Annotated in this window: 22 protein-coding genes, 3 tRNA genes and 1 pseudogene; 12 read left to right on the top strand and 14 right to left on the bottom strand. The window is 39.3% G+C overall.

The window, feature by feature from the left end; translation table 11 throughout:
• Positions 1-2: 2 nt before the first annotated feature.
• The 8 genes and pseudogenes from FTT94_RS08295 to FTT94_RS08330 all read right to left on the bottom strand — a co-directional run bounded on the left by FTT94_RS08295 (position 3) and on the right by FTT94_RS08330 (position 7,130).
• Positions 3-1,292, bottom strand: coding sequence for a type II toxin-antitoxin system HipA family toxin (locus tag FTT94_RS08295; RefSeq protein WP_180170591.1), 1,290 nt, complete (start codon positions 1,290-1,292; stop codon positions 3-5).
• Entirely contained in the window at positions 1,289-1,597 is a 309-nt protein-coding gene (locus tag FTT94_RS08300) for a helix-turn-helix transcriptional regulator (RefSeq protein ID WP_034582588.1), read from the bottom strand. The genes FTT94_RS08295 and FTT94_RS08300 overlap by 4 nt, the downstream gene beginning before the upstream one ends.
• 286 nt (positions 1,598-1,883) lie before the next feature.
• The gene (locus FTT94_RS16655; protein ID WP_001060549.1) at positions 1,884-4,244 is read right to left on the bottom strand and encodes a DEAD/DEAH box helicase family protein; all 2,361 of its coding nucleotides are present in this window, start codon (positions 4,242-4,244) and stop codon (positions 1,884-1,886) included.
• A 123-nt stretch (positions 4,245-4,367) separates the two neighbouring features.
• On the bottom strand, positions 4,368-4,730 hold the full coding sequence (locus FTT94_RS08310; RefSeq protein ID WP_180164531.1) for an antitoxin Xre/MbcA/ParS toxin-binding domain-containing protein: 363 nt from the start codon (positions 4,728-4,730) through the stop codon (positions 4,368-4,370).
• Positions 4,731-4,860: 130 nt separating this feature from the next.
• Positions 4,861-6,534 (bottom strand): annotated as a pseudogene (locus tag FTT94_RS08315) (site-specific integrase); the annotation flags it as partial.
• Positions 6,535-6,812: 278 nt separating this feature from the next.
• Positions 6,813-6,888 (bottom strand) — tRNA-Gly (locus tag FTT94_RS08320).
• A 46-nt stretch (positions 6,889-6,934) separates the two neighbouring features.
• Positions 6,935-7,010: transfer RNA gene (locus FTT94_RS08325), tRNA-Gly, on the bottom strand.
• Between the two features lie 47 nt (positions 7,011-7,057).
• Positions 7,058-7,130: transfer RNA gene (locus FTT94_RS08330), tRNA-Gly, on the bottom strand.
• 242 nt (positions 7,131-7,372) lie between these two features.
• Here FTT94_RS08330 and FTT94_RS08335 point away from each other — a divergent pair.
• From FTT94_RS08335 to FTT94_RS08355, 5 genes are all read left to right on the top strand, one after another.
• Entirely contained in the window at positions 7,373-7,684 is a 312-nt protein-coding gene (locus FTT94_RS08335) for a BolA family transcriptional regulator (protein ID WP_078191519.1), read from the top strand.
• Between the two features lie 8 nt (positions 7,685-7,692).
• Entirely contained in the window at positions 7,693-8,085 is a 393-nt protein-coding gene (locus FTT94_RS08340; RefSeq protein WP_180163216.1) for a SirB2 family protein, read from the top strand.
• Positions 8,086-8,148: 63 nt separating this feature from the next.
• Positions 8,149-8,985, top strand: a complete 837-nt coding sequence (locus FTT94_RS08345; protein ID WP_180003554.1) for a ParA family protein — start codon at positions 8,149-8,151, stop codon at positions 8,983-8,985.
• 13 nt (positions 8,986-8,998) lie between these two features.
• Positions 8,999-9,403 carry a hypothetical protein gene (locus tag FTT94_RS08350; protein WP_180170592.1) on the top strand — a complete coding sequence of 135 codons (405 nt, stop codon included), beginning with the start codon at positions 8,999-9,001 and terminating at the stop codon, positions 9,401-9,403.
• A 307-nt stretch (positions 9,404-9,710) separates the two neighbouring features.
• On the top strand, positions 9,711-10,304 hold the full coding sequence (locus FTT94_RS08355) for a LysE family translocator (RefSeq protein WP_168378830.1): 594 nt from the start codon (positions 9,711-9,713) through the stop codon (positions 10,302-10,304).
• A 19-nt stretch (positions 10,305-10,323) separates the two neighbouring features.
• Here the strand turns inward: FTT94_RS08355 and FTT94_RS08360 are convergent, their stop codons facing one another.
• On the bottom strand, positions 10,324-10,950 hold the full coding sequence (locus tag FTT94_RS08360) for a DedA family protein (RefSeq protein WP_078191514.1): 627 nt from the start codon (positions 10,948-10,950) through the stop codon (positions 10,324-10,326).
• A gap of 194 nt (positions 10,951-11,144) precedes the next feature.
• Here FTT94_RS08360 and FTT94_RS08365 point away from each other — a divergent pair, with 194 nt between their 5' ends.
• The 3 genes from FTT94_RS08365 to FTT94_RS08375 all read left to right on the top strand — a co-directional run bounded on the left by FTT94_RS08365 (position 11,145) and on the right by FTT94_RS08375 (position 14,510).
• Entirely contained in the window at positions 11,145-11,567 is a 423-nt protein-coding gene (locus FTT94_RS08365; protein WP_078191513.1) for a DoxX family protein, read from the top strand.
• 213 nt (positions 11,568-11,780) lie between these two features.
• Positions 11,781-13,349, top strand: coding sequence for a glutamine-hydrolyzing GMP synthase (guaA, locus tag FTT94_RS08370; RefSeq protein WP_180085648.1), 1,569 nt, complete (start codon positions 11,781-11,783; stop codon positions 13,347-13,349).
• Between the two features lie 225 nt (positions 13,350-13,574).
• Entirely contained in the window at positions 13,575-14,510 is a 936-nt protein-coding gene (locus FTT94_RS08375) for a restriction endonuclease (protein ID WP_180114380.1), read from the top strand.
• A gap of 47 nt (positions 14,511-14,557) precedes the next feature.
• On the opposite strand, the gene FTT94_RS08380 is transcribed toward FTT94_RS08375, so the two are convergent.
• Positions 14,558-15,892, bottom strand: coding sequence for a GGDEF domain-containing protein (locus FTT94_RS08380; RefSeq protein WP_180170608.1), 1,335 nt, complete (start codon positions 15,890-15,892; stop codon positions 14,558-14,560).
• Between the two features lie 144 nt (positions 15,893-16,036).
• On the bottom strand, positions 16,037-17,212 hold the full coding sequence (locus tag FTT94_RS08385; protein ID WP_180170593.1) for a diguanylate cyclase: 1,176 nt from the start codon (positions 17,210-17,212) through the stop codon (positions 16,037-16,039).
• 393 nt (positions 17,213-17,605) lie between these two features.
• On the opposite strand from FTT94_RS08385, the gene FTT94_RS08390 reads away from it, so the two are divergent.
• The 3 genes from FTT94_RS08390 (at position 17,606) to FTT94_RS08400 (ending at position 19,849) form a co-directional block, all read left to right on the top strand.
• Positions 17,606-18,553, top strand: coding sequence for a pirin family protein (locus FTT94_RS08390; protein ID WP_180118179.1), 948 nt, complete (start codon positions 17,606-17,608; stop codon positions 18,551-18,553).
• Positions 18,554-18,621: 68 nt separating this feature from the next.
• Positions 18,622-19,020, top strand: coding sequence for an OsmC family protein (locus FTT94_RS08395; RefSeq protein WP_180133304.1), 399 nt, complete (start codon positions 18,622-18,624; stop codon positions 19,018-19,020).
• A 151-nt stretch (positions 19,021-19,171) separates the two neighbouring features.
• Complete coding sequence (locus FTT94_RS08400; protein ID WP_180003539.1) at positions 19,172-19,849, top strand: glutathione S-transferase family protein; 678 nt, start codon at positions 19,172-19,174, stop codon at positions 19,847-19,849.
• Here FTT94_RS08400 and phoR read toward each other — a convergent pair.
• The 3 genes from phoR to FTT94_RS08415 all read right to left on the bottom strand — a co-directional run bounded on the left by phoR (position 19,846) and on the right by FTT94_RS08415 (position 22,851).
• The gene (gene phoR / locus FTT94_RS08405) at positions 19,846-21,204 is read right to left on the bottom strand and encodes a phosphate regulon sensor histidine kinase PhoR (RefSeq protein ID WP_180170594.1); all 1,359 of its coding nucleotides are present in this window, start codon (positions 21,202-21,204) and stop codon (positions 19,846-19,848) included. The two genes, FTT94_RS08400 and phoR, sit on opposite strands and share 4 nt — an antisense overlap.
• Positions 21,205-21,227: 23 nt before the next feature.
• A complete protein-coding gene (gene phoB, locus FTT94_RS08410) occupies positions 21,228-21,938 on the bottom strand; it encodes a phosphate regulon transcriptional regulator PhoB (protein WP_078191504.1) in 711 nt (236 codons plus the stop codon).
• 229 nt (positions 21,939-22,167) lie between these two features.
• Positions 22,168-22,851, bottom strand: a complete 684-nt coding sequence (locus tag FTT94_RS08415; RefSeq protein WP_180105963.1) for a TetR/AcrR family transcriptional regulator — start codon at positions 22,849-22,851, stop codon at positions 22,168-22,170.
• 224 nt (positions 22,852-23,075) lie between these two features.
• Between FTT94_RS08415 and FTT94_RS08420 the strand changes: the two genes are divergently transcribed.
• Positions 23,076-23,906, top strand: a complete 831-nt coding sequence (locus tag FTT94_RS08420; RefSeq protein WP_180007971.1) for an SDR family oxidoreductase — start codon at positions 23,076-23,078, stop codon at positions 23,904-23,906.
• Positions 23,907-24,465: the final 559 nt, after the last annotated feature.

Consider the following 24,465-nt stretch of genomic DNA (forward strand, 5'->3'; position numbering starts at 1 on the left):
CCCTAATCATCTGTAAGTATCTGAAAGTCTGGATGCAATTTTTTCCAATGTTCTCTTAATTTTTCTTTATGAACAGAAATCATAGGTAAGTCTAGTAATAGCGCTGGCCATACTGACCGTGCTTTATCGATGATCTCACGAAGTTGTTTTTCTATAACACGCCATGGAACACCGACTTTTTCAGCCCATTGTTCAAAGTGTTTCATCTCAGCTAAATACCAATCTTTATTTTTGGCAAGATTTAAGGCGAAATGACGCTCATTTTCAATATATACACTTGTCATCAATATATCGTATGCAGGGGATAATCTTGGCGTTGTTTTATCGTGATAAATCATACTCCAGTTCTTTAAGTGTGCATCTCCATTGGCGAGTAAAATATTGACGAGTAAACGGCTGGCAAATTGCTGAATATCAAAAATTTTGTTATCTGAATAGTGATAAATGATCTTACCGATCTGCTCATAATTTGTGGTGCTGTATTTCTGCTGTGGATATGAACCAAAGATCTGAGCAAAATCTTCAATATGAATAAGCTCTGTAGTATTAGCAGTACTCTGCCTATCGAATCTTTTGATTGCAAAAGCATATTGCTCTTGGGGTAAATTTAATGGTGGAAGGTTTTGTAAGAGTGCCATATCCACCAAGCGAATCTCAGGGACATCTATTCCGACCATTTTGGCAAGGCTCATCATAGAATATTCATTTAGCGGAACAAAAGCATGTCTGGAAGAAGGAGTTTTGATAATCCAGTCCCCGAGTAGAGACGATTCCGTTGCCTGGACTAGTGTAAAACGCCCATCTTTGGCTTTCATGGAAAACTTCATTTGGACGCCGGCCAAGGAAAACTTATTATCTGTTCGAATCTCTTGCTTTAAGATCTGATCTGGATTAGAGATCTGCAGTTTGAATTTTATTTCATCTGGAATTTCTTCTGGATCTAATGGAGTCGCAATGAGTGCTCCAGGTAAATCATGACCTAAAGCTGCCAATAACTGAAATTCATTGTCTATATGTACTTTGAGGCTTTGTGCAATCAGTTCGCGTAATGCACCTTCTGGTAGCAAGTTTGATAGCAAGGGATGTAAACGCTGATGTGTAACATAGGTCTTTTCTAAAATCTTATCCACTTGAGGATACAAGGGGGAAGTCAGCAGGCTCAAGGTTGGGCGTTGCTGATCAGAGCGGAAAGAATCTGTAAAAACCAGAATATTTTTTCCGCTCTGAAATCCTGCCAAGTATCCAACGACAGCGTGATGTAATGTTAATTTCAGGACGGCAACAGTATTCATGGTTCCTCTCCTCCGAGAAGACCCTTCCATGGGTTAGTCATTAAGTCATCCTGATCTTCAATAGTGACTTCAATTTCATCATTCAATAATTGTCTAATCAAATGAACCTTATCATCAGGGATGAGCATCAGTTGAGCATTTAATCCTGCCGCGATAATTTCTAAGGTCTCTAATCGAGGGTTACCCTGACTTTCCAGCTTTTGGTATTGCTGTCTTGAAATGCCTGTACGGGATTGCATATCAACTTGCTTTAAGCCCAATTGGGTTCGTCTTTTTTTGATTTGCTGAAGTAAAGACTCATTCATTGTAGACACATTTATTGCTTTTTAGTGTTATAAGAAACATATTAGTTTCTTTTTTCTTGAAAAGCAATTTATGATTTTATCATTTCGATCTGCAAAACAGCCTTAGCTACGTAGTGATCTGAAATGACTCTGAAAATACAGTTAAAATTTGCATTCGGACCCGCATCCTTTGTGATGGCCAGTTATTTTGATGCCAAGGAGACCCACACATTTAGAATTTTAAAAGCGGCTTTACGTTTAATTATCTTATGGATTGAAAATTGGGGTAGTGTCAATAGATCTAAAATTATAAAACGATATTATTGTGTGATTGTTCTACAATATAGCCTAGAGCTTTATAACTTTTACTCCTTCTCTGAAACATTTTGACAAATATCGGATGGTTAACATCAACATAATCATATACCTGAACTTCAAATTTACCTTCATTTGATCTATGAATACGCCCAACATATTGAGCCAAAGTGCCTTTCCATGAAATCGGGAATGCCAAGAACAAGGTATCTAAACGAGGAAGATCAAAACCTTCACCAATGTATTTTCCCGTGGCAATCACAACATGAGCATCATCTAAATTTTGTTTTTCTTTTATGTTTTTTGTATGGCTCATACCTCCCTGTAAAATAGATGTTTTATACCCTAAATCATTCAACTTATTTCTAAGATTTTCGGCATGTTTTCTACGTTCAGTTAAAATTAACGGGATCTGACCATTTTGAATACAATGAGAGACATCTTTAATAATGGCATTATTACGTTCTGTATCTTCAGTAAGATGTTGCATCAGCTTTGAAATATGTGGTTTATTTTCGGTACCAAAGAAAATTTCTGGGAATTCACCTTCATAATTTACTTTTATTAATAATTTTTTAAGCTGGGTGTGATTGTTGGATTTTGCTTTGTATACAATAGAACCAGCTTGCATGAAAATAATGGGTTGATGCCCATCTTGACGTTCTGGTGTAGCAGTTAACCCGAGAATGTAGTAGGGACTGACTTCACTGAGAAGAAATTCATAGCTTGGTGCGGATAAATGGTGGCATTCATCTACGATAATTTGTCCGTAATTAAAGGCGATAGGTTTGATTGAATTATTTACACGGTTGATTAGACTTTGATATGTTGCAATGTCAATTTGATTAGATGGTTTGGCTTTTCCACCTTGTATTGTACCAATTTCGACATCGGCTAAAAATGAATGTAATCGTTCTTTCCATTGAGAAACAAGTTCTTTGTTATGAACAATAATGAGTGTATTTGTTTGGCGTTTGGCAATGATAGAGATTGCAGTAACAGTTTTTCCAAAAGCCGTTGGTGCATGTAGAACTCCAACATCGTGTTCAAGGATTTTTTTACATGCCATTTCCTGTTCAGAGGATAATTCGGTAAGTAGATTTATATTGACTAATATGTTGCCTTTAGTACGTTGATCTTTTAGTTTTATTTTAGTATCTTGTTGATTAAGCAAGTGAATTATATCTGTTAGGCATCCTCGTGGTAAACTGAGATATTGTCCTTCAAGGCGGGCACAGCATATGTGTCTTGGAATTCCTGTCGTTGAAAAACGCATTGCTTGTGCTTTAAAAAAACGAGGGTTGGAGAAAGTGGCTAATCTTTTTAATTGAGCTATCAATTGAGAGGGTAATGTCTGAATTGGAATGTGAATCATATTTGCGAATACCAATTCAATAGCGTCTGGACATCCCGCGATCTTTTGATTTTTTTTAGGAATATTTTTTACCCATGGAGCCTCATGGTCAACATCTGTTTGATTCTGTTCGATGAAATTGTAGCCTAGTTCATTCACAATATTATTAACTTCAGAAGAACTCATTAATTCAGTTTGTTGTAAAACAGTCCATGGGTCAGTAAAGGCATTAAAGTTACTGTCAATAAAGGTACTATTTCCTAGCGCTCTTGCGTGCTTTTGTAAGGGTAATGCTATTAAATTTCCAAATCCGCCTGCTGGCATGTGATCTTGATTTGGAAACATACGATCATAAGATTCAAAATCTAGAGCTGGATAAAGTTCCATGGCCTTATCTAGAATACCTGCACCCATTAAGCGAGCTTGCTTAGCTGCAATTGGTTCAGAGAAAAATATCCAAACATGTGCGCCATTACCTGAACGAGAGCGCTCAACCAAAAATGGTATATTTAAAGATAAGCACGCTTCAGAAAATGCAGTTACACAATTTTTCCAATCTGATTTATCAAAATCTACTGCGAGTAACCTACATTGATCTGTTGCTAATAGTGGGTAAATGCCTATAACTTTCTGTCCAGTTAAATGAGAATAAAGAACTTCTTGTGTGATGGGTAATAGTTGACGGCTTTTACAGTCTGAACATTTAATTTGAGGTTTGTAACAAATGCCATGTTTCCACTCATTTGCACAAGCAACAGAATAACCAGATTTTCCACTGCTATTTTCCCAACGATAAGCAAAGGTATCAGTTCGTCCAATAAACCTTTGAGAAAATAATAAAAGTCTTTCTTCTGCTGATAAATAATTCTTATTTTTTTCTTCAAGCGATATAAGTTTTTCTTTTTCTTGATAAAGGCTTTGATATTCATTTTGTAATAATGTGATTTGGTCTAAAATTTGCTGTAATCTAACTGCAATTTCTTTTAACTTATTATTCACTGATTTTTCCTAAAACACAGCTATTACTGTCCTAATATCAAATCTTAAATTAAAGAATTACAATATAATAAATCAATTAATTTTCAAAATATTATACAAAATTATTTATATGCATTAATTTCTTTAAAGTTCTGCTCGAAGACCCTCTAGCAATTGTAAAACAGAGAACAATCCCTGAGCATTTTGAATCTGTTCTACCGGAATGCCATTAGTTAATTTATTTGATGACTTCATGAAATGCTGCATCCAGGTAGTATCTCCACCCGCCAGAGCATCTAGTGATGTGGTAATACGGATTAAAGTGAGGGCGATTTCTCCCTGTTTTGAAGTGGGATCTAATTCAAGAGAGGTTAAAGTTTTCACCGAATCTATACTGAGTATTAAGGCTAGTTGATCCTGTGCAAGACCAAGTCGTTCAGCAGCAGCTAAAACTGCCTTAGCTAATATCATTTTCTGTTTTGCAGTTTTTTCTGATGTTGTATGCATGACCGATCCCTGTTTCAGACGCTGCTAATTCATAGAGTTTATACTATTTAATTATCGTTGATCAGACACTCAATTTTTACTAAAGATATATTAAGTTTGGCTTTAGATAAGGAAGCAACGGTTAAATTATTTAACCGCATGTAGTGATTTTTAGAGCTTCAACTTGCAGTTCAAGAGATCGAGGTCTGCCAATACAGGCTAGATGTAAGCAAAATTTAAATGCAGCAAGAGCATGACCATCTTTTACTGAATAGAGTTGTAGACGAGGAAACTCTTCCTGAGTTGATGGATGTTTATCTGTTGATGCTTTTGCTAATTTGAAAAGTTGAGGCTGTTGTTTAGCATCTAACTTTGTTTGCAAATCTTGTCCAAGTAAGTGCCAAAATTTGGCAGGAAATAAAGCCTTAACTTGGGAGTAAAAATGTTCGAGTTGATCGATATCCTTCCAGCGATAATGGATACCTGTGTGTGATGCGGTCACTCGATTCAAAAATATATTCAGAACGGATTCAATTTGTGCTGGATTTTTACGAGCTATTTTCTGTAGATGTTCAAAAAAATAAGTCACAGCATGAAGCTCTGCATCAGTATCAAGCATCGCTGGCTTTAAGTGAGTTGAGCTATCAATACTAAATAAACGTGGATTGCTTTTTTGTGATTTGATAGCAGCTAAATTTAGAGCATTTTCATATCAATAATTGACGAGTTCTTCTGGTAAACACATTTTTTGAGATACAGCTTGAGGATCGTTGTGAATCTCTAATTGATTTAAGGTTTCATAAAAGCGTTGAAGTGAAATTTTAGAGTCTTCTGTGCCGGCGAAGAAAGCAAAAAAGTCATGGGGTTGATTTGTTTGTACTGACAGTTCGTTAAGAATGTCAGTCGCATTACTCTGGAGCCAGTTTGTTTGATCGTTCAATAATATCGTTGCTAGAGCGGCCTGATTTTTTTCAAAATTAAAGTCTTTTTCATCATTTGTTATTTTCAAATTTTTAAACGTTACATTGTAGCCCATGATTTTTTTAGCCAATTCATTTGGCATATCTGGATGATGTTTCAGTAGTTTTTGACCAGCAATGAGATAACTTAAATGAATATAGCTTTTGAATGTTTCAACTGGCTCTATATGTCCTAAGAGATGTGCAATAACAAACCAATGGTTTTGTCCATGTTGATTTTGAAGTAGCTCAGCTCGAATTTTTTGATATTCGTTTTCGCTATAGTCGGTTAGCTTTTGCACAAGTGGTGCATATTCACAGTTCAGTAAAAGCGATAAGTGATTCGCTGCAGTGTGACGAAAAGAGTGAAAGGAGTAATGATGCACTTTAAAGACCTGATTTAATATCAGTTTTAGGGGTACGGTGACAGTGTGTTTATTCAGTTTTTTATTTTCATTCAAGTTGCTGAATAAATATAAACTTTTCTTATTCTCTAAACGTTTTTCAACAACAAAATCGCTAAAGAATTGGTACTCATCATCTTTAAGCAAAGCGTAGGCAGGCACAATCCGTTCCGCACTATCCGTTTTGAGCAGATGTTGATTCCCTTGTTTTTTTGAACCATAAGGTTGAACCCAGATAGAAAATTGATTTAAACCCTCGATATCTTTTACACGTAACCCGAGTATTTCGTTAATACGCATACCAGTACGGTAAGCCAAAATATAAATAATTTTTAATAATTTATAGTGATGGTCTGAGATGGATTGGTCATGTAAGAGCTGATTTAACTTCTTTAATATGACCTGGAAGGCTGTATGACCAATGATGCGTGCACGAGGTCTACTTTGCGATGCAATATGGTCACGATCCTATTTGATCTTGTAAAAATATTGAATTGAAAATAATAGAAGTCTAATGACATAGAATTTTCGGTGGAATAATTTTTTAAGCAGTTTTAGAAAGGGGTTCTTATCTTTTTGATTTATTGAAGGCACTTTTTGGTCACTTATGGTCACCTGCAAATTGAAGACGTTGGGATAGACGTTATTTGAAAGCAGTCTAAAAAGCTTTCTTATTTTAAAAAATATAATAAAATCAACAATAAAAAAGCCCCCATCTTTCGATGAGGGCTTTTTGAATTTGGAGCGGGAAAGGAGACTCGAACTCCCGACCCCAACCTTGGCAAGGTTATGCTCTACCAACTGAGCTATTCCCGCGGAGTCTATCCTGTTTTTTTACTAAAAAACTGAATCGAAAAAAATTTGGAGCGGGAAAGGAGACTCGAACTCCCGACCCCAACCTTGGCAAGGTTATGCTCTACCAACTGAGCTATTCCCGCGGAGTCTATCCAATTTTTTAAATAAAAAACCGAATGAAAAAATTTTGAGCGGGAAAGGAGACTCGAACTCCCGACCCCAACCTTGGCAAGGTTATGCTCTACCAACTGAGCTATTCCCGCATAGCCACGTATAATACATTAAGGATTTTTCAGGTCAATAACTTTATGAAAATCTGTGCATCGTTTGCATAAAATAAAAACAATTTGTTTGAAATTCGGAAGATTTTTGTAGGTCAAAGGCTTCCATTTTGATGAAATCATGCAATTCAGATGGTTTCAGCAAGTTTGCGACACAAGAACTTGAACAAATACAGGCTATACTAAGACCAGTTAAACCTTTTTTTGAATTTGGGAGAGCCGTTTTGAGTTTAGAACAGCAATTAATTGAGCGTCTACAGACATTAGCGCCTACACATCTTGAAGTGGTGAATGAGTCCGCAGGTCATGGTGGTTATTTCCCAGGTAAAGAGTCGCATTTTAAAGCAGTGATCGTGAGTGAGGCATTTGCAGGTTTGCGTTTGGTGCAACGTCATCAAAAAGTCTATGCCGCAGCAGGTGATTTACTTAGTCCGGGGCAAATTCATGCCTTGGCCATTCATGCGTTTTTACCCGAAGAATGGAAAGGTCAAGACACCACTAGCCCTGAATGTGCGCATGCACCAAAGTCATCTTAAGGTGAGCCATGGAAACGCAATTAATCATTAAAATCATTCATATGTGTGGCGTGGCTTTAGGCTGTGCTGCCATTTTCATTCGTGCTTTTACGCTGTTTAAAGGGACGCAGGGCAATTTACCCAATCCAGCAGGCCGGAAGTTTTTTGTTGCTTTGCAACATGGCTCAATGACATTAATTGCCGTAACAGGAATTATCTTATTGTTTATGAAAAACTTTGATGTGCAGCCATGGTTCTATGCCAAAGTTGTACTGTTTTTGGCGCTTCTGTCTTCTTTATCTAAAGCGTATAAGAAAGATGACAGTGTTTTATTGGTTCAGCGCCGTGCAGGCTTATTTATTGCAGCTATTGCACTTATTTTCATCATTACATTGGTTATAATCAAACCAGTTTTTGGATAAATGGCTTATCCACATGGCCGATTTCAAGGCTTGAGTAGAAAAACAAAGATTAGAGGGTTTTGAATGCGTACGCGTGTGGTATTTAACCAAAAAGGTGGAGTAGGAAAATCGAGTATTACGGTCAATTTAGCTGCGATAAGCGCGCACCAAGGTTTAAAAACTTTGGTGATTGACCTCGACCCTCAAGCCAATTCAAGTCAATATTTGTTGGGGGATGATGCGACGTATTCGGCAGATAAGCCTGCACTTGAACCCAATATTGAAAATTATTTTGAAGAAGTCTTGGGGACACAACAAAGTAAAGGTTTGTTGGGAAATGCCATCGGTTCGATTTTGAAAGGTCGTGCCAAAGGTTTGGAAAGCTATGTGCATGCATCACCTTATCCACGCTTAGATGTGATTCCTGCCAGTCCAAATTTAGGCGCGTTGGCACATGCCTTAGAATCTAAGCATAAAATTTACAAACTCCGCGATGCTTTGCAGCAGATGAGCGGTCAATATGATCGAGTGTTTATTGATACACCGCCGGCCTTTAACTTTTTTACCTTATCTGCGTTGATTGCGGCAGATCGCGTGCTGATTCCATTTGACTGCGATGTGTTTTCAAAACGTGCCTTACAGACCCTGATCGAAAATGTGTTAGAAACGCAGGATGATCATAATGATCATTTAGAAATTGAAGGCATTGTGGTCAATCAATTTCAGGCACAGGCGAAGTTGCCGCGCGAAGTTGTACAACAACTCAAAGATGAAGGACTTCCTGTATTGGACAGCATGTTACCGCCTTCGGTGCTGATGAAAGAATCTCATCATAAAAATCAACCTTTAATCCATTTGGCTGCAGATCATAAATTGACGCAAGCCTATCAATCATTGTTCAATGAAATTGAGCAAAAGTAGTATCGAGAAAAGTATGAATGCACTTAAATGTGGTCTAGTTGCTTTCACTGCTGTTGTATTGGGTGCATGTGCAAGTACGCCAAAACCAAGCTATGTTTCACCTATACAGTATCAGTCTTTGAGTTGCCAACAATTGCAAAGCGAATACAACCGAATCCACGACTATATTCAAAATGGTGTAGAAACACCGAAGCGTACAGGCGTTGGTGTGGGTGTAGGCCTTGGTGGTGGCTGGGGCAGCCGTGGAGGTTGGGGCATTGGTCCGAGTATTTCGGTCAATATGGGACAATCTTCAAATACCAAACGTACCGAACTTTCACGCGTTCTAGGTGAGCAAGAAGCGATTGTACAGGCAGCAAAATTTAAAGGTTGTCCGATTATCGTTCGCGCAAATTCGGCTACCGCAGCAAAATCATAAGCGGATCATGAGCTGAGGCTTAGGCCTGTGCTATGAGAAAAGTGTAATAAAATTTGTCAGTAGGTGAGGCGTCTACTGGCATTTTTTTTGAGCCAAATAAACTGCACTGTTTAGAGCCAATAAAATATTTAAATCTATGAAAAAATTAAATTAAATATTATTGGTGTATTTCAATACTTCCTTCTGGTCTTGAACATTCAGCGTGAGTGCATTGACTTGTACAAGGATAAAACTGACCTAGCGCGTACTTGTTTTTTTAAATTCATTTCGGCTAAGGTGTGCGCTTTGAAACATTGTCTGGGTATTTATGATTGAGAGTTGGCTTTTTGTATTGGCAATGATTGCGGTGATGATGACGCCGGGACCTAGCAATGCACTAATGGCAAGCTCTGCACATCAACAAGGCATTGCAAAGACGTGCATGCTGATTCCTGCAGAATTATTGGGCTATTTCTATGCCATTAATTTGTGGGCGTTGATTATTCATTTAAGCGCTCCAGTGTGGCCGAATTTAATTCACTTGCTACATTTTCTCAGTATTGCCTATGTTTTATGGTTGGCTTTTCATTTGTGGAAATCGACGCATTTACACCAGTACAATCAAAAACATCCTTCAATTCAACCACGTGAATTATTCATTTCCTCATTAAAAAATCCGAAAGCCTTGCTTTTTGCTGCAGGTATTTTCCCGATAGAAACTTGGGCAAGCCCATTAAATTTTATTTTGGTTTTCGCTGTATTTAGTGTAGTTTTGTTGCCTGTTGCGTTGTTTTGGATGTCATTTGGACGGACGATTTTGGCCGGTAAGACCCAAAAAATTAAGGCCGATCTTCTGTATAAAGGATCGGCCCTGATGCTGATTTTATGTATGTTTCCCGTGGTTTTGCGCTTTTTTGCTTAAAGGTGTTCACCACATCGGTTTATTTCTTTAATTTTGCTCGAATAAAACCAATTACACCCGGTAAAACACTAATAATAATGATGCCAAAGATCAGATGGGTGAAGTTATCTTTCACGATGGGCATATTGCCAAATAAATAGCCCAAAGTGATAAATGAACCGACCCAACAAATCGCACCAATCATGTTAAAAGTCAGGAAGTACTTGTAGTTCATGCTGCCTGCACCTGCGACAAAAGGCGCGAAGGTTCGTGCAAAAGGAATAAAGCGGGCAAAAATAATGGTTTTACCACCGTGTTTTTCAAAGAATTTTTGCGTATTGACCAAATGTTGGCGGTTAATGAAGCGTGATTCAATTTCAAAGACACGTGGGCCAATATATTTACCAATATGGTAATTCAGCGTGTCGCCCAAGACCGCAGCGATAAACAGCAAAATCACCAAAACCCATGGATCCATGGCACCTGTTGACGCAGCGAGCGCGCCTGCTGCAAACAGAAGACTGTCACCCGGTAAAAAGGGCATGACCACTAAACCGGTTTCAACAAAAATAATCAGGAACAGAATTGCATAAATCCATACGCCATAATTGGTAATGAACTCGAGTAAATGGTCATCAACATGTAGTATAAAATCAATCAGTTCCATGGGGCTTATATGCGTAAAATAGTGGTCTGATGCTATCAGTCTGGGGCAGCAAAGTCAGTATTAAAACGTAATTAATTATCAGTAAAATCGTTCTATATATGGAATGATGAGTATTATAAAAGCATATTTAAAGAGAATAAGAAACGACCTAATCTAAGCACATCTTTTGAACAGTATTAAAAATAGGTTTCAGTATGTTTAATCCAAATCTAGTGGTGAAAAATCTGAGTCAACAGCCGCAAATCAATGCGGTAATCAGTCTCGTTGCACGTATTTTGATGGCTTATATTTTTATTGTGGCAGGTTGGGGCAAAATTACCGCTTACACTGCAACTGCAGGTTATATGGAGTCAATGGGTGTACCGGCAGGGCTACTTCCAATCACCATTTTAGTCGAGTTGGGTGGTGGCTTAGCTTTATTGTTTGGTTTTCAAGCGCGTTTTGCGGCATTGGGTCTAACCGTATTTAGTTTAATCACTGCATTTTTATTCCATGGCGGTGCAGAAGATGGTATTAACTTTATGAAAAATTTGGCGATGTCAGGCGGTTTATTATTTCTCATGTTACATGGTGCTGGTAAATTTAGTTTTGATCATTGGATTGAAAAATCAAAATAAAGCGGTTATGAGTCCGAGCATCTATCAAAGCGGCGTTCTGCCGCTTTTTTCATGTCTATGGCTTGATTTAAAGTAAATCAATAAAGCCCTGAAATGTGTTGTAAAAAACATCGTTTGGCTTGTGGTTTTTGTCCCTGTCCGAATAGTGTGCGAAAGTCCAAGAAAAATGTTAGAATACGGCGCTTATATTCGTTGCCTGCATAGTTGTTTGCCATGACTACCAATACCCAAATTACTGAAGACCGTATCCTGATTTTGGATTTCGGTTCTCAATATAGTCAGCTTATTGCACGTCGTGTACGTGAAGCTGGTGTTTATTCAGAAATGTACGCATTTGATATGTCTGAAGAAGACATTCGTGCATTTAACCCAAACGGGATCATTCTTTCAGGTGGTCCAGAAAGTGTTCATGAAGAAGGTAGTCCGCGCGCACCACAAGTTGTATTTGAACTTGGTGTACCTGTTTTAGGTATTTGCTATGGTCTACAAACCATGTCAGAACAGCTTGGCGGTAAAGTTGAGCCAGGTACTGTGCATGAATTTGGTTATGCAGAAGTTGATATTAAAGTCCGTGATGCTTTAATTGGTGATCTTGAAGATACCAAAGACCAATTAAAAGTATGGATGAGTCATGGCGATAAAGTGACTCAAATTCCTGAAGGTTTCCAAGTCACTGCAAGCACACCAAGCTGCCCAGTGGCGATGGTTTCTGATGAAAAACGTCGTTTCTACGGTATCCAATTCCACCCAGAAGTAACTCATACTGCGAAAGGTGCTGAGTTATTGTCTAACTTCGTACATGGCGTATGTGGTTGCCGTAACTTGTGGAACTCAGAAAACATCATCGATCTTCGCGTAGAACAACTTCGTGAGCAAATTGGTGATCAAAAAGTTCTATTGGGTCTTTCAGGCGGTGTCGATTCATCTGTTGTAGCTGCACTTTTACACCGTGCGATTGGTGACCAATTGACTTGCGTATTTGTAGATAACGGTTTACTTCGTTTGAACGAAGGCGAACAAGTGATGGACATGTTTGCGAAAAACATGGGTATCCGCGTGATTCGTGCCGACGCTGAAAATCGCTTCTTAACAGCTCTTGCTGGTGAAGTTGATCCAGAGAAAAAACGTAAAATCATCGGCCGTGAATTCATTGAGGTGTTTGCTGAAGAAGCACGTAAGCTTGACGGTGTGAACTTCCTTGCTCAAGGTACCATTTACCCAGACGTAATTGAATCTGCAGCAAGCAAACAAGGTAAAGCACACGTGATTAAATCACACCACAACGTGGGTGGTTTACCAGAAGATTTAGCATTCGAATTGGTTGAGCCAATCCGTGATTTGTTCAAAGACGAAGTACGCCGTTTAGGTACAACTCTTGGTCTTCCATTTGAAATGCTTTACCGTCATCCATTCCCAGGCCCAGGTCTAGGTGTACGTATTCTTGGTGAAGTGAAAAAAGAATATGCAGATATCCTTCGTCTAGCAGATGACATCTTCATGCAAGAACTTCGCGCAAGCGGCTGGTATGACAAAACTGCACAAGCATTTGCTGTATTCCAACCTGTGAAATCTGTGGGTGTCGTAGGTGATGGCCGTCGTTATGCATGGGTGATCGCGCTTCGTGCTGTAGAAACTGTGGACTTTATGACTGCACGTTTTGCACATCTTCCATACGACTTAGTAGACAAGATTTCTACACGTATCATGAACGAGATTGCTGAAGTTTCTCGTGTTGTTTATGACGTATCGTCTAAACCACCTGCTACGATTGAGTGGGAGTAATTTAGGGATTTCAAGAAACAACGTTTCTTGCCTAAATTACGGCAAAGGCTATGCCTGCGCCAGACTGGGGTTTCACGAAGCACTGCTTCGTGCCAGTTTTACGCCAAGAGCTATGCTCGCGGCTATTTAGGGAAACCTAAATATTTCTAATAAAAAAAGGACGCTTCAGCGTCCTTTTTTTTGTTTATAATTATGAAAAATACTATTTTAAAAAGAGCAAGTTAAATGTCATTGCCTACATACGATCAGTTGATGCTTCCATTAATGAAACTTTTAGCAGAACAAAAAGAGGCAATAAAATTAAGTTCTGCCACAAAAATTTTAGCTGAAAGATCTGGGTTATCTGAAGCTGATTTAAATTTAAGGCTATCTAGTGGTACAAAAACAGTATTTTATGATCGTGTTGGCTGGGCGAAAACATATTTGGTTAAAGCAGGTTTGATACAACAACCATCACGTGGTCTTTGCGAATTAAGTACGTTAGGTTGGTCTATTGAGTTGTCCAGCTTATCCAATATAACTAATCAGTATTTGATGCAGTTTGAAGGGTTTTCTGATTATAAAATTGGTTCTAACCATAATAAAAATATTCAAAATCTAGTTCTAATAGAAGAGCATGCTACATCTATTCAAACAGAACATTTGACGCCTGCAGAAATAATCGAACAATCATCAAAGGAGCTTAATCAAACAATTAAAGATGAGCTATTAAATAAAATTAAAAGTAATTCACCCAAATTCTTTGAGCAATTAGTTGTCGATTTGTTGGTAATAATGGGTTATGGCGGTTCACATCAAGACGCAGCCCAAGCAATAGGTAAAACCAGTGATGGTGGCATTGACGGTATTATCAGTGAAGATCGTTTAGGTTTAGATAAAATATATATTCAAGCTAAACGTTGGGAAAATACGGTGGGGCGCCCTGACATTCAACAGTTTAAGGGAGCTTTGGCTGATCAAGTGGCGAAAAAGGGCGTATTTATTACTACTTCTTGTTTTAGTAAAGAAGCAATTGAGTCAGCAAAGAAATCAGGCATTGTTTTAATTGATGGTGACAAGCTTACATCTCTCATGATTGAATTTGGCTTGGGTATTCAAATTGAAAGAAGTTTCCATATTTATAAAATAGATCAAGACCGTTTTGATGAAGATAGTTTTTAAATAAACTTAAAGGACGCTTCAGCGTCCTTTTTTTATATCTCAACATTCTATTTATAAACAATTGACCAACTACTATCGCTTTCATTATTCGGTTCAGCTTTAGGCTTCGCTTTATGAGTAAAGCTTTGCCAAGACTTCGTCGATTTACGTTCGGGTTTCATGCTTGAATCATAGCGCTCTACACGGTTACGGCCATTTTCTTTTGCCTGATACAGCGCAATATCCGCTTGCTTAATGAGTTCAGTTAAATTTTGCTTATGTGATTTAAGCTGTGAAACACCAATGGAAACGGTAAATTGGATTGGGTGATTTGCGACATTCAGCAATGATTGATTTTGAAGCGTTAGACGAATACGTTCCGCGATCAACATTGCATCCTGTATTTGCGTTTCAGACAGCAGCACAATAAATTCTTCACCACCAAAACGAGCCAAGACATCTTTTTGGCGCATTTCTTTGCGGGTGGTTTCAGCGATACATTGCAGTACCTGATCACCAACATCATGCCCGTAATTATCATTAATATGTTTAAAATGATCGACATCAAACATCAATAAGCAAGTGCTTGCAGGCGTTGGCCATTCATGGATGCGATGTTCAGCCAGTTGAACAAACTGACGACGGTTATATAACTGGGTGAGCTCATCTGTATGCGCTAGATTTTTCAGCGTATGCATATTCCAATCGTCAAGCAGGGTGCGTAAAAAATGACGTCGTGCATTGAGCGTATTGTTCCAGCTCATATGAATGCTGATCATCCAAACAGGAATAGACACCACCACAAAAATCAGTGCTTCTTGCCATGATAAAAGCTGACTCACCGCAAAATATACCAATAGCGAAATGAGGCCCGAACAATACAAGGCGGGCTTAAATTGTGTTTGTACGCAGACATTGGCAATCAAGATAAAGATCGCTGCACCATAGATATAGGACGAGACCATTGGGCTATCTGAAGCCAATAATAAGCCAATCCAAATCGCGGTGCTACAGACCGTCCCAATCGGTAAGATCATGTCGAGCACACGAATATCTTTTTTGTATTTAAACAGATAGAAGCTAACTAATAGGGCAGCAATAATCATGGCCACTCGAGAAAGACCTGACCAAAAGAACATGTCAGGGATAATAAAAATGTCAGCAAAAAAATAAAGAAGAAACGTAATCTGCGCCATATAGTTCACTTGACGTAAATAAGGTAACTGATGGGCATACTGATGTTGTAGAAAATAGTTTCTAAACTGCGTAGGAATACGTGCAAAAGGATCTGCAATGGCTTGTTCAATCTCGGCACGATTGGCAAGATCACACTCAGAAAGTTTCAAAGTATGAGTATGATTTTTACGAACTTCCTGAGCAGACGAATTAGTCCGAGAACTCATTCGTACATCAACAGACATGTCCCTTCTCCATAAATGGCTTAGGACAAATTATGAACAAAAAACACACAAAAATATCTACCTGAAACTAGGGATTTTTCGAATGAATGATAAAAAATCGTCTGATGAATGTTACAAAATATATTATTAACTTGCTGTTTTATAAGTTGAAATTTGATTGCGTCCTGCAGATTTTGCTTGATAAAGTGCCTGGTCGGCCATGCGAATGACACTTTGTAAATCTCGGTTCTTTTGACCAAATTCGGCAACACCAATTGAAACGGTAAATTTAAGTTTTTGTAGTGTATCAAGTTCTAAATAATCATCGGCTATTGCCCGTCGTAGGCGTTCGGCAATATCTTGAGCCTGACGCAGGTGTGTCTGCGGTAAAAGAATAATAAATTCTTCACCGCCGAAGCGGGCAATGATGTCTTGGCTACGTAAGGTATGTCGGCACGTTTCTGCAATTTGTTGTAAAACATGGTCACCAATATAGTGCCCAAACTGATCATTAATATTTTTAAATTTGTCGACATCAAAAATCAGTAATGAAAGTGGCTGCAACGGTTTGGACTGATGATGAATATGATAATTGGCAAGTTGAATAAATTGACGTCGATTGTTTAAGCCAGTCAGCACATCGGTATGCGCCATAATATTGAGCGCTTCACGGTTCAACTGATCGAGTTTACTGTGTAAAAAAACAATTCTGGATTTTTGTGTTGAATTCCAACTGATATACAAACTAAATAACAACACGGGAGAATAGATCAAGATAAACAGTTGCAGTTGATGGATATCGCCAGAAACGGCGAAATACACCCCAATCAGCAAGATTAGACTGATACACAGAGAAATGAGCACAGCAGCTTTAAAGCGGATTTGTACACATAAATTGGCTAGTACAATAAAAACCAAAGATGCATATAAATAGATCGGCACATCGGGACTATTGGATAAATTGAGTAGACTAAACCACAGCGCAGAAGCACCAACGATCGATAGGGGAAGCATCAAGTCAAAGAGTAAAATGCTCTTGCTATATGTATAAATGACCCATGTGATGCCCATCATCAGTAAGGTATAGGCCGTTTTTAAGCCTATCGCGAGCAAGCCCACATCGGGCAACATAAACCAATCCGCTATGGCATAAGAGAGATAGGCCAATTGTGCAACGATGTTGACTTGGAAAAAGAATTTAAAAAGTTGACGACGATGGTAGTGGAAAAATTCTTGACGAAATTGAGCAGGAACGCGAACAACGGTTCCTTTCAAGGCTTTTTGGATCAGTGCACGTGATTCTTTCTTATACTCATTGATCATGCAAGATTACCGACGGGTGAGCATGGTTTGTATGTAATTTTATGTAACTCAAATAATCTATACCATTTTTATTTAAAATTAAACACGTTATTTCAAGGATTTGTGAATTATTTGGTATTGTTTGGTCAAAAATGAGTGTTAATTTGTGTTACTTAAATTTACATTTCACGTGATCTGAACAAGTAATTTCGCATTGGATGTTGTCTAAATAAGCATCAATAACTGTTATGCTGTATGTCATATTAGGCAACAAAAAAACGATTGTCCTATCTCTGTGATTCAGCGTATTAATGACAGCTGAAGAAGATTGAGTTAATGCAGATATAATGGAAAAAAATGCATAGCTCTAGCCGATAGTCCTTGCATCGGCTTAGCCAAATTTAGGGTAAGAATATGACCAATACCAATTACACAGAAATATCTCATTCCGACGATTGTGAAAAATACGTCAATCAGTTCATTCAAGAATTTCCACTGCGCCGTGCTGAAATTGGTCAAGGCACAGTGATTAAACGTGCTTTACCGAGTCGGCATAAACGGATGATTGGTGCATGGTGTTTCCTTGACCATGCCGGTCCAGTGCATTTCCCTCAAGGTGATGGCTTAGATGTCGGTCCACATCCACATATTGGTTTGCAAACGTTCACCTGGATGATTGATGGCACCATGATGCATACCGACAGTTTGGGCACACATCAGTTAATTCAGCCCAAACAAGTCAATCTCATGACAGCGGGTTATGGTATTTCGCATACTGAGGTTGCTCCAGAGTCTGAAACGCAAATGCATGCTGCGCAGCTTTGGATTGCATTGCCAGATGACAAAATCAATATGGCGCCCCAGTTTGACCATTACCCAGAGTTGCCTGTGGTGACACAAGACGGTATTGAATTGACGGTATTGGTGGGTGAATTTTTACAGACTAAATCGCCGGTAAAAGTACATAGTGAATTATTGGGTGTCGATCTGCGTAGTTCGGAAAGTCAAAGTACCGTCCTGCCGCTCAATCCAAAATTTGAATATGGCTTTATGGCCCTCGAAGGGACTGCCAGTATCAATGGTCACGAGCTAAATGAAGACAATATGGTGGTACTTGAGCCGGGCTTAACCCAAGTCAAAATTGACCTACATGCAGGTGGCCGTGTTTTATTATTAGGAGGTGAACCTTTTGAATCACCGATTTTGCTGTGGTGGAATTTTGTGGGGCGCACACAAGAAGAATTGAATATTGCCCGTGAGCAGTGGATTAATCAGGACGAACGCTTTGGCTCTATTCCAGACTATGATGGTCCACGACTAGAAGCACCGGCTTTCCCTGATAAAATACGTCCATCACGTTAACTTAAAAATAAAAGTGAACAGCCGTACCTGTGGTGAAAATGGTGCGGCATAACCATGAGGGAGTCATTATGGGTATCGTCGCAACGGCAACAGTAAACACCTTACAAGCACCGTGGTCAGGTGAAATTCAGAGTGGAAAACATCAACTTATTACCGATAAGCCCGAATCATTTGGCGGCGGGGACTTAGGTTTAGCACCGTATGATTTACTGTGCGCATCTTTAATCTCATGCACAATGATTACCTTGCGCATGTATGCAGCACATAAACAAATCCAATTGGGTGAGTTTCGTGTCGAGGCAGACTTTTGTGCGAACCGTGAAGGAGCTGAATGGGTTGAGCGACGCCTGCATTTTCAAACGTCCTTGGATGCAGAATTAGAGCAAAAAATCTTGTCCATTTGTGAAAAAACCCCAGTGACAAAAACTTTATTGCGCAGTGTAGACATTAAAACTACTCTAGTTTAATTTAAAAGCAGGTTGCTGCTGTACTGTGCAAAATTTAGTTTTGATATAGCCCTAAGCAGTGATCTGACACTTTTTATGATTTAAGTACTTCAAAATAGTAATGGCTTGCCAGAAATAAGAAAATTTTAGACTTCATATAGGAGATGAACCCATGCGGGTGCTACATCATCTAGAAAAATCTCGTTCATTTCGTATTTTATGGGCAATGCAGGAATTAGGACTGGATTATCAGGTTCAGTTTTATCTGCGCCAGCCAAATTTGTCTGCTCCCCCTGAGCTTAAAGTCATCCATCCTTTAGGAAAGTCGCCCATATTGCAGGATGATGGACTGGTCTTGGTAGAATCTGCAGCGATCTTGGAGTATTTACAAGAGAAGTACGATCGGCATGATTTTTTTGCAGCCAAGGCGGAACATTCAAAACAACAATATCGCTTTTGGATGCATTATGCCGAAGGTTCTCTAATGCCGTTATTGGTGATGCAGTTGGTCATGAGCAATGTGCCACGCCATGTACCTTGGGTCATCAAACCCGTAGCTAATCGCATTTGTGATGGGGTCAAAAAAGGTTTTGTACGACCTCGCTTAAAAGAACATATCGAGTTTTTAGAAAACCATTTAGCGGAAAATGAATATTTTGCGGGACCGTTTAGCTTTGCGGATATTCAGATGACGTTTCCATTAGAAGCCGTCATGACCCGAACGCAAGGGCGATATCCACAAATTCAGGCTTTCTTACAACGGATGCAACAGCGTCCTGCATATCGCCGTGCCAAACAACAAGAACAACAGTTGGAAGCACAGCAAGACCGGCGGGATGATTCTGCTTAGCTCACATGATACAAGCGTTCTTTAGGGAAGACGACTTTAAACAGCGAACCACGGTTTTCTTTGGACTCAATTTCAAGGTGTGCCTGATGTTGCATCAAAACGTGTTTCACGATGGCAAGACCTAAACCAGTTCCTCCCGTTTGGCGACTACGTGCGCTGTCCACACGGTAAAACCGTTCCGTTAAACGGGGTAAGTGTTTCGGGTCAATCCCGATACCCGTATCTTCAACGGTAAAATAACCATGCGTACCATCATCATGCCATCCAATGGTCACAGTACCGCCTTTGGGGGTGTATTTAATTGCATTGGTGATGAGGTTACTAAAGGCACTCGCCAATTCCATATCTGATCCGATTAGGTCACAGTGACTATCAATCTCGAGATTCAGTGTATGTCCATAATCCACATTGTAAGCATGTGCATCGTCATATAGTTGGTTCATTAGGCTGGGCATTTCAATGATTTGATTTTTAGCAACTTTTTTATCATTTTCCAGACGAGATAATAATAACAAGTCATTAACCAAAGCATTCATACGGCGGGTTTGAGACTGCATTTGATCGAATGCGCGTTTCCAGCGTGGATTTAAATCTTCCTGATCGGTAAAGGTTTCGATATAACCACTTAAAACCGTGAGCGGTGTGCGTAACTCATGTGAAATATTATCGACAAAGTCTTTACGCATCTGCTCAAGGTTATGCATGCGTGTGACGTCATAGGCCACCAGTAAACGACTTTCGCGACCAAAACGGGTCAATTTCACTTGCACATAATGGTCTTCAAGCACCGATGATTTCATTTTCAAACCATCGGGGGCTAAATCGATATTGGTAAAGTATTCGATAAAACTGGGCTGTCTTAAAATACTTAAAATATTGCGCCCTTGATCGAGCTGTTGAATCCCCAAAAGCTTTTCTGCGGCAGGGTTCCACCATTCGATTTGGTGTAATTCATCAATCAATACCACAGCTTCAGCAAGTGCCACTAAGGAAGATTGAGCGCGGTCGATCAGACCAACCATTTCAGCTTGTACAATGCGTTCTTGACGCTGCGCACGGTATACATTAAAGAGCAAAGCCCCCCAAATACCGTCTAAATTCGGCGGGACATCATAGGGACGGTTTGAAATCCATTCGTTGACCAAGTACAGCGAACGCATTTGCAATGCAAAGAACACTGCAAAGGCAATTAAGATGCAGATCCATAAGTACCCGATACCAAAGCCGATGAGTGCAGCAATGAGTAGGAAAAATGCCAGCAGTCTTAAATCCTGCTTGGCAAAAGTCCATAAACTGCTGTAACGGAATTTTTTATGTTTACTGGCAAGTTCAGGGACGGGATACGGTTCGTACATAGAAAATTAAAGACCTAAAATGACTAACCCATCACAGCGTCTGCACGGGTAGAGAAACGGTAACCTGTACCACGAACAGTTTGGACATAACGATCGGCTTGGAAAGGTTCAAGAACTTTACGCAAACGACGAATATGCACGTCAATGGTACGGTCCTCAATATACACGTTTCCACCCCAAACCTGATCTAATAATTGAGCACGGGTATAGGCACGTTCAGGATGAGTCATGAAGAAGGCCAGTAAACGATATTCAGTCGGTCCCATATCTAAAATGGTGTTACCAAAGCTGACACGTTGGCTGACTGGATCGAGGATTAAACCATTGGCATCAATGGTTTTTTCACCACCCAAGGCATTTGAGCGACGCAGCACCGCTTTAATGCGTGACACTAACTCACGGGTGGAAAAGGGTTTGGTCATGTAGTCATCTGCGCCTGCGTCTAGACCTTGGACTTTATGGTCTTCTTCACCGCGCGCAGTGAGCATGATGACTGGAATTTCTGACAAATTTTCATCGCGTTTTAAACGACGACATAGGTCTACACCACTCACGCCACCAGGCATCATCCAATCCAATAAAACCAGTGCAGGACGCTGATCCACAATCATTTGGTGCGCTTGTTTGGCATCTTCAGCTTGCTGACATTGAAAACCAGCCATATCCAGTGAAGTATGGATCATTTCCCGAATCGGGAGTTCGTCGTCGACGATTAAAATATAGTCATCTTTCACAGCGCAATACCCTATTTTATGTAAACGGTAGACCGTTTTATATTTATGACAGGCTTATTACAAAGATTAATTATGACAGTATCATTGCAAAAATGATCTTTCATTGGGGTTTAGAAAGAAATTGTGACAATTTAAATCCTGAAATATTCAACAACATGGGCTTTGCATCATGTTGTTGTCACAAAAAAATCATTCAAAAAATTGTAAAGATCAGTGTTGAGCTCAGAATTTATTTCCTGGGTTTTTCAGAAAAAGCATCCAACAAGGCCAAAAAGACCACGCTACATGACGATAAAACTTCGTCAATCGGTTGTTTATAACCACTCATGACCCAGCGAATCGCGATTTGGGTGACATAACCATTGAGACCTGTTGCGACCATTGAAATTTCGCGTTCTGAACGATCAATATTCGGCATCATGAGCATGACAAAGGCATGAATCATACGGTCAAAGCGCATCATGGTTTCATTAATCGTGGCTTGGTTATGTAGCTCTTGTACCAACATGGCATCGATGTAAATGATGCGCGCCATACGTGGATTATTTTTTAAGGTTAACAGTAAGGCGGTTAAACCCGCTTCAATCATTTTTTTAGAATCGGTTGATGCTTGCATGATGGCTTGCATCACGTTTTGTTGCAGTTCATCGATTAATTTTAAAAAGATGGTCTGGAACAGTTGCTCACTTTTCTTAAATGATTCATAAAAATAGCGTTCGGTCAGCTTGGCTTCCAAACAAATATCTTTCACAGTCACTGAAAAAAAGCCATGTGTACCATAGGCTTCTATACCGGCTTCAATCAGTTTTTCACGTCGCGCTTGCTTACGTTCACTGAGAGAAAGCCCTTTAAATTGACGTTCCTTCACATTTTTTGCCTGTTGTTGTTCTGTGTGATTTGTTGCATCTGTCATGAAAATATACGCTGAACTAAAGCAGAATTTTATCTTATTTTAGCAATAATTTCAGTTTAAACCTATGTTTAAGCATTGGCGATTTCAACAGCTTAGCACGTCCTAAGATGACATTGACAATATGTATTGTCAAAACTATATTAAGTCGACGAACTGCACACATTGGCAAATGAGATCACGCTGTGATAAAGCCAAGCGGCAGCATAAAGGAATAAGGAATCACAATGAAAAACTTCAAAAATAAAGTGGCTGCCATTACAGGTGCAGGTTCAGGTATTGGTCAGCAATTGGCAGTGCTTTTGGCGAAACAAGGCTGCCATCTGTCTTTAAGCGATGTGAATGAACAGGGTCTTGCGGCAACCGTAGACTTAGTGAAAGCCAGCAATGTACGTGTAACCACGCAAAAACTCGATGTGTCAGACCTTGCGGCAATGAAAGCATGGGCAGCACAGACCGTTAAAGATCATGGTTCGGTGAATATGATTTTTAACAATGCGGGTGTGGCATTGGGTACGACCGTTGAAGGGGCAAGCTACGAAGAACTGGAGTGGATTGTCAATATTAACTTCTGGGGTGTGGTTTATGGCACCAAAGAATTTTTACCGTATATCAAGCAAAGTGGTGAAGGCCATATCATCAATATTTCCAGCTTGTTTGGCTTAACTGCACAGCCAACACAGTCGGCATATAATGCCACTAAATTTGCAGTACGTGGCTTTACCGAATCTTTACGCCAAGAATTGGATATTGAAAACTGTGGCGTGAGTGCGCTATGTGTACATCCGGGCGGGATTCGTACCAATATTGCCAATGCCGCAAAAATGAATGATAGCCTGAAAAGTTTAGGCATGAACCCGCAAAAATCGGCACAGTCGTTTAATAAATTCTTGCGTTGTCCACCTGAAGAAGCGGCTCGTCAAATCATTGAAGCAGTACAAAAAGATAAGCGCCGTTTATTGATTGGTAATGATGCAAAAGCGATTGATTTAATTCAACGTTTGCTACCGACGGGTTATCAAAAATTAACAGCGATGGCGACTAAATTTGGTCAATAAACGGTAATTAAAATCGATTGAAAAGAGCCCACGTCAGTGGATTTTTTTATGCTCTAGTAATATCAGAAGCGCAATTTGATCCAAATAAAAGAACGATACGCGGTAGTGTCATCCGCAATTGTTTGAGACAAGACGACTTTTAATCAAAAATGTTTTTACGATCCTTTGAATCATTTGATGGTATTGAACGAGTTTTGTCGGTGAGGTGTATTGCACCGCAAGATGGTTTCCTTGCGAAGCACGCTTCTCATTTTGTCGAATGAGAAACAACGTTTCGTAAGAGTACCTCCAGCCGAAGGCTAATCCCGTTATTCAATCCCTAGATGTAAGACTCCATCGAATAGATTTAAAAATCATTTTAAAAATCCGAAATTACTTTGATAGGCGTAACATTAGTTATTAAAAGCCCAAAGCGTATTTCTTATTTCATAAAATGAGATATAAAAATGGAGATATCTGATGATTTGAAATAAGCAACTGTTGAATAACCAACAGTTTTTTGGCGTTAAAACCAACAGAATTTATCAGATTTAAATAATAAAACTTTAAAAAATAAATA

It is taken from the genome of Acinetobacter sp. YH12027, assembly GCF_013420085.1.
Taxonomy (GTDB): domain Bacteria; phylum Pseudomonadota; class Gammaproteobacteria; order Pseudomonadales; family Moraxellaceae; genus Acinetobacter; species Acinetobacter amyesii.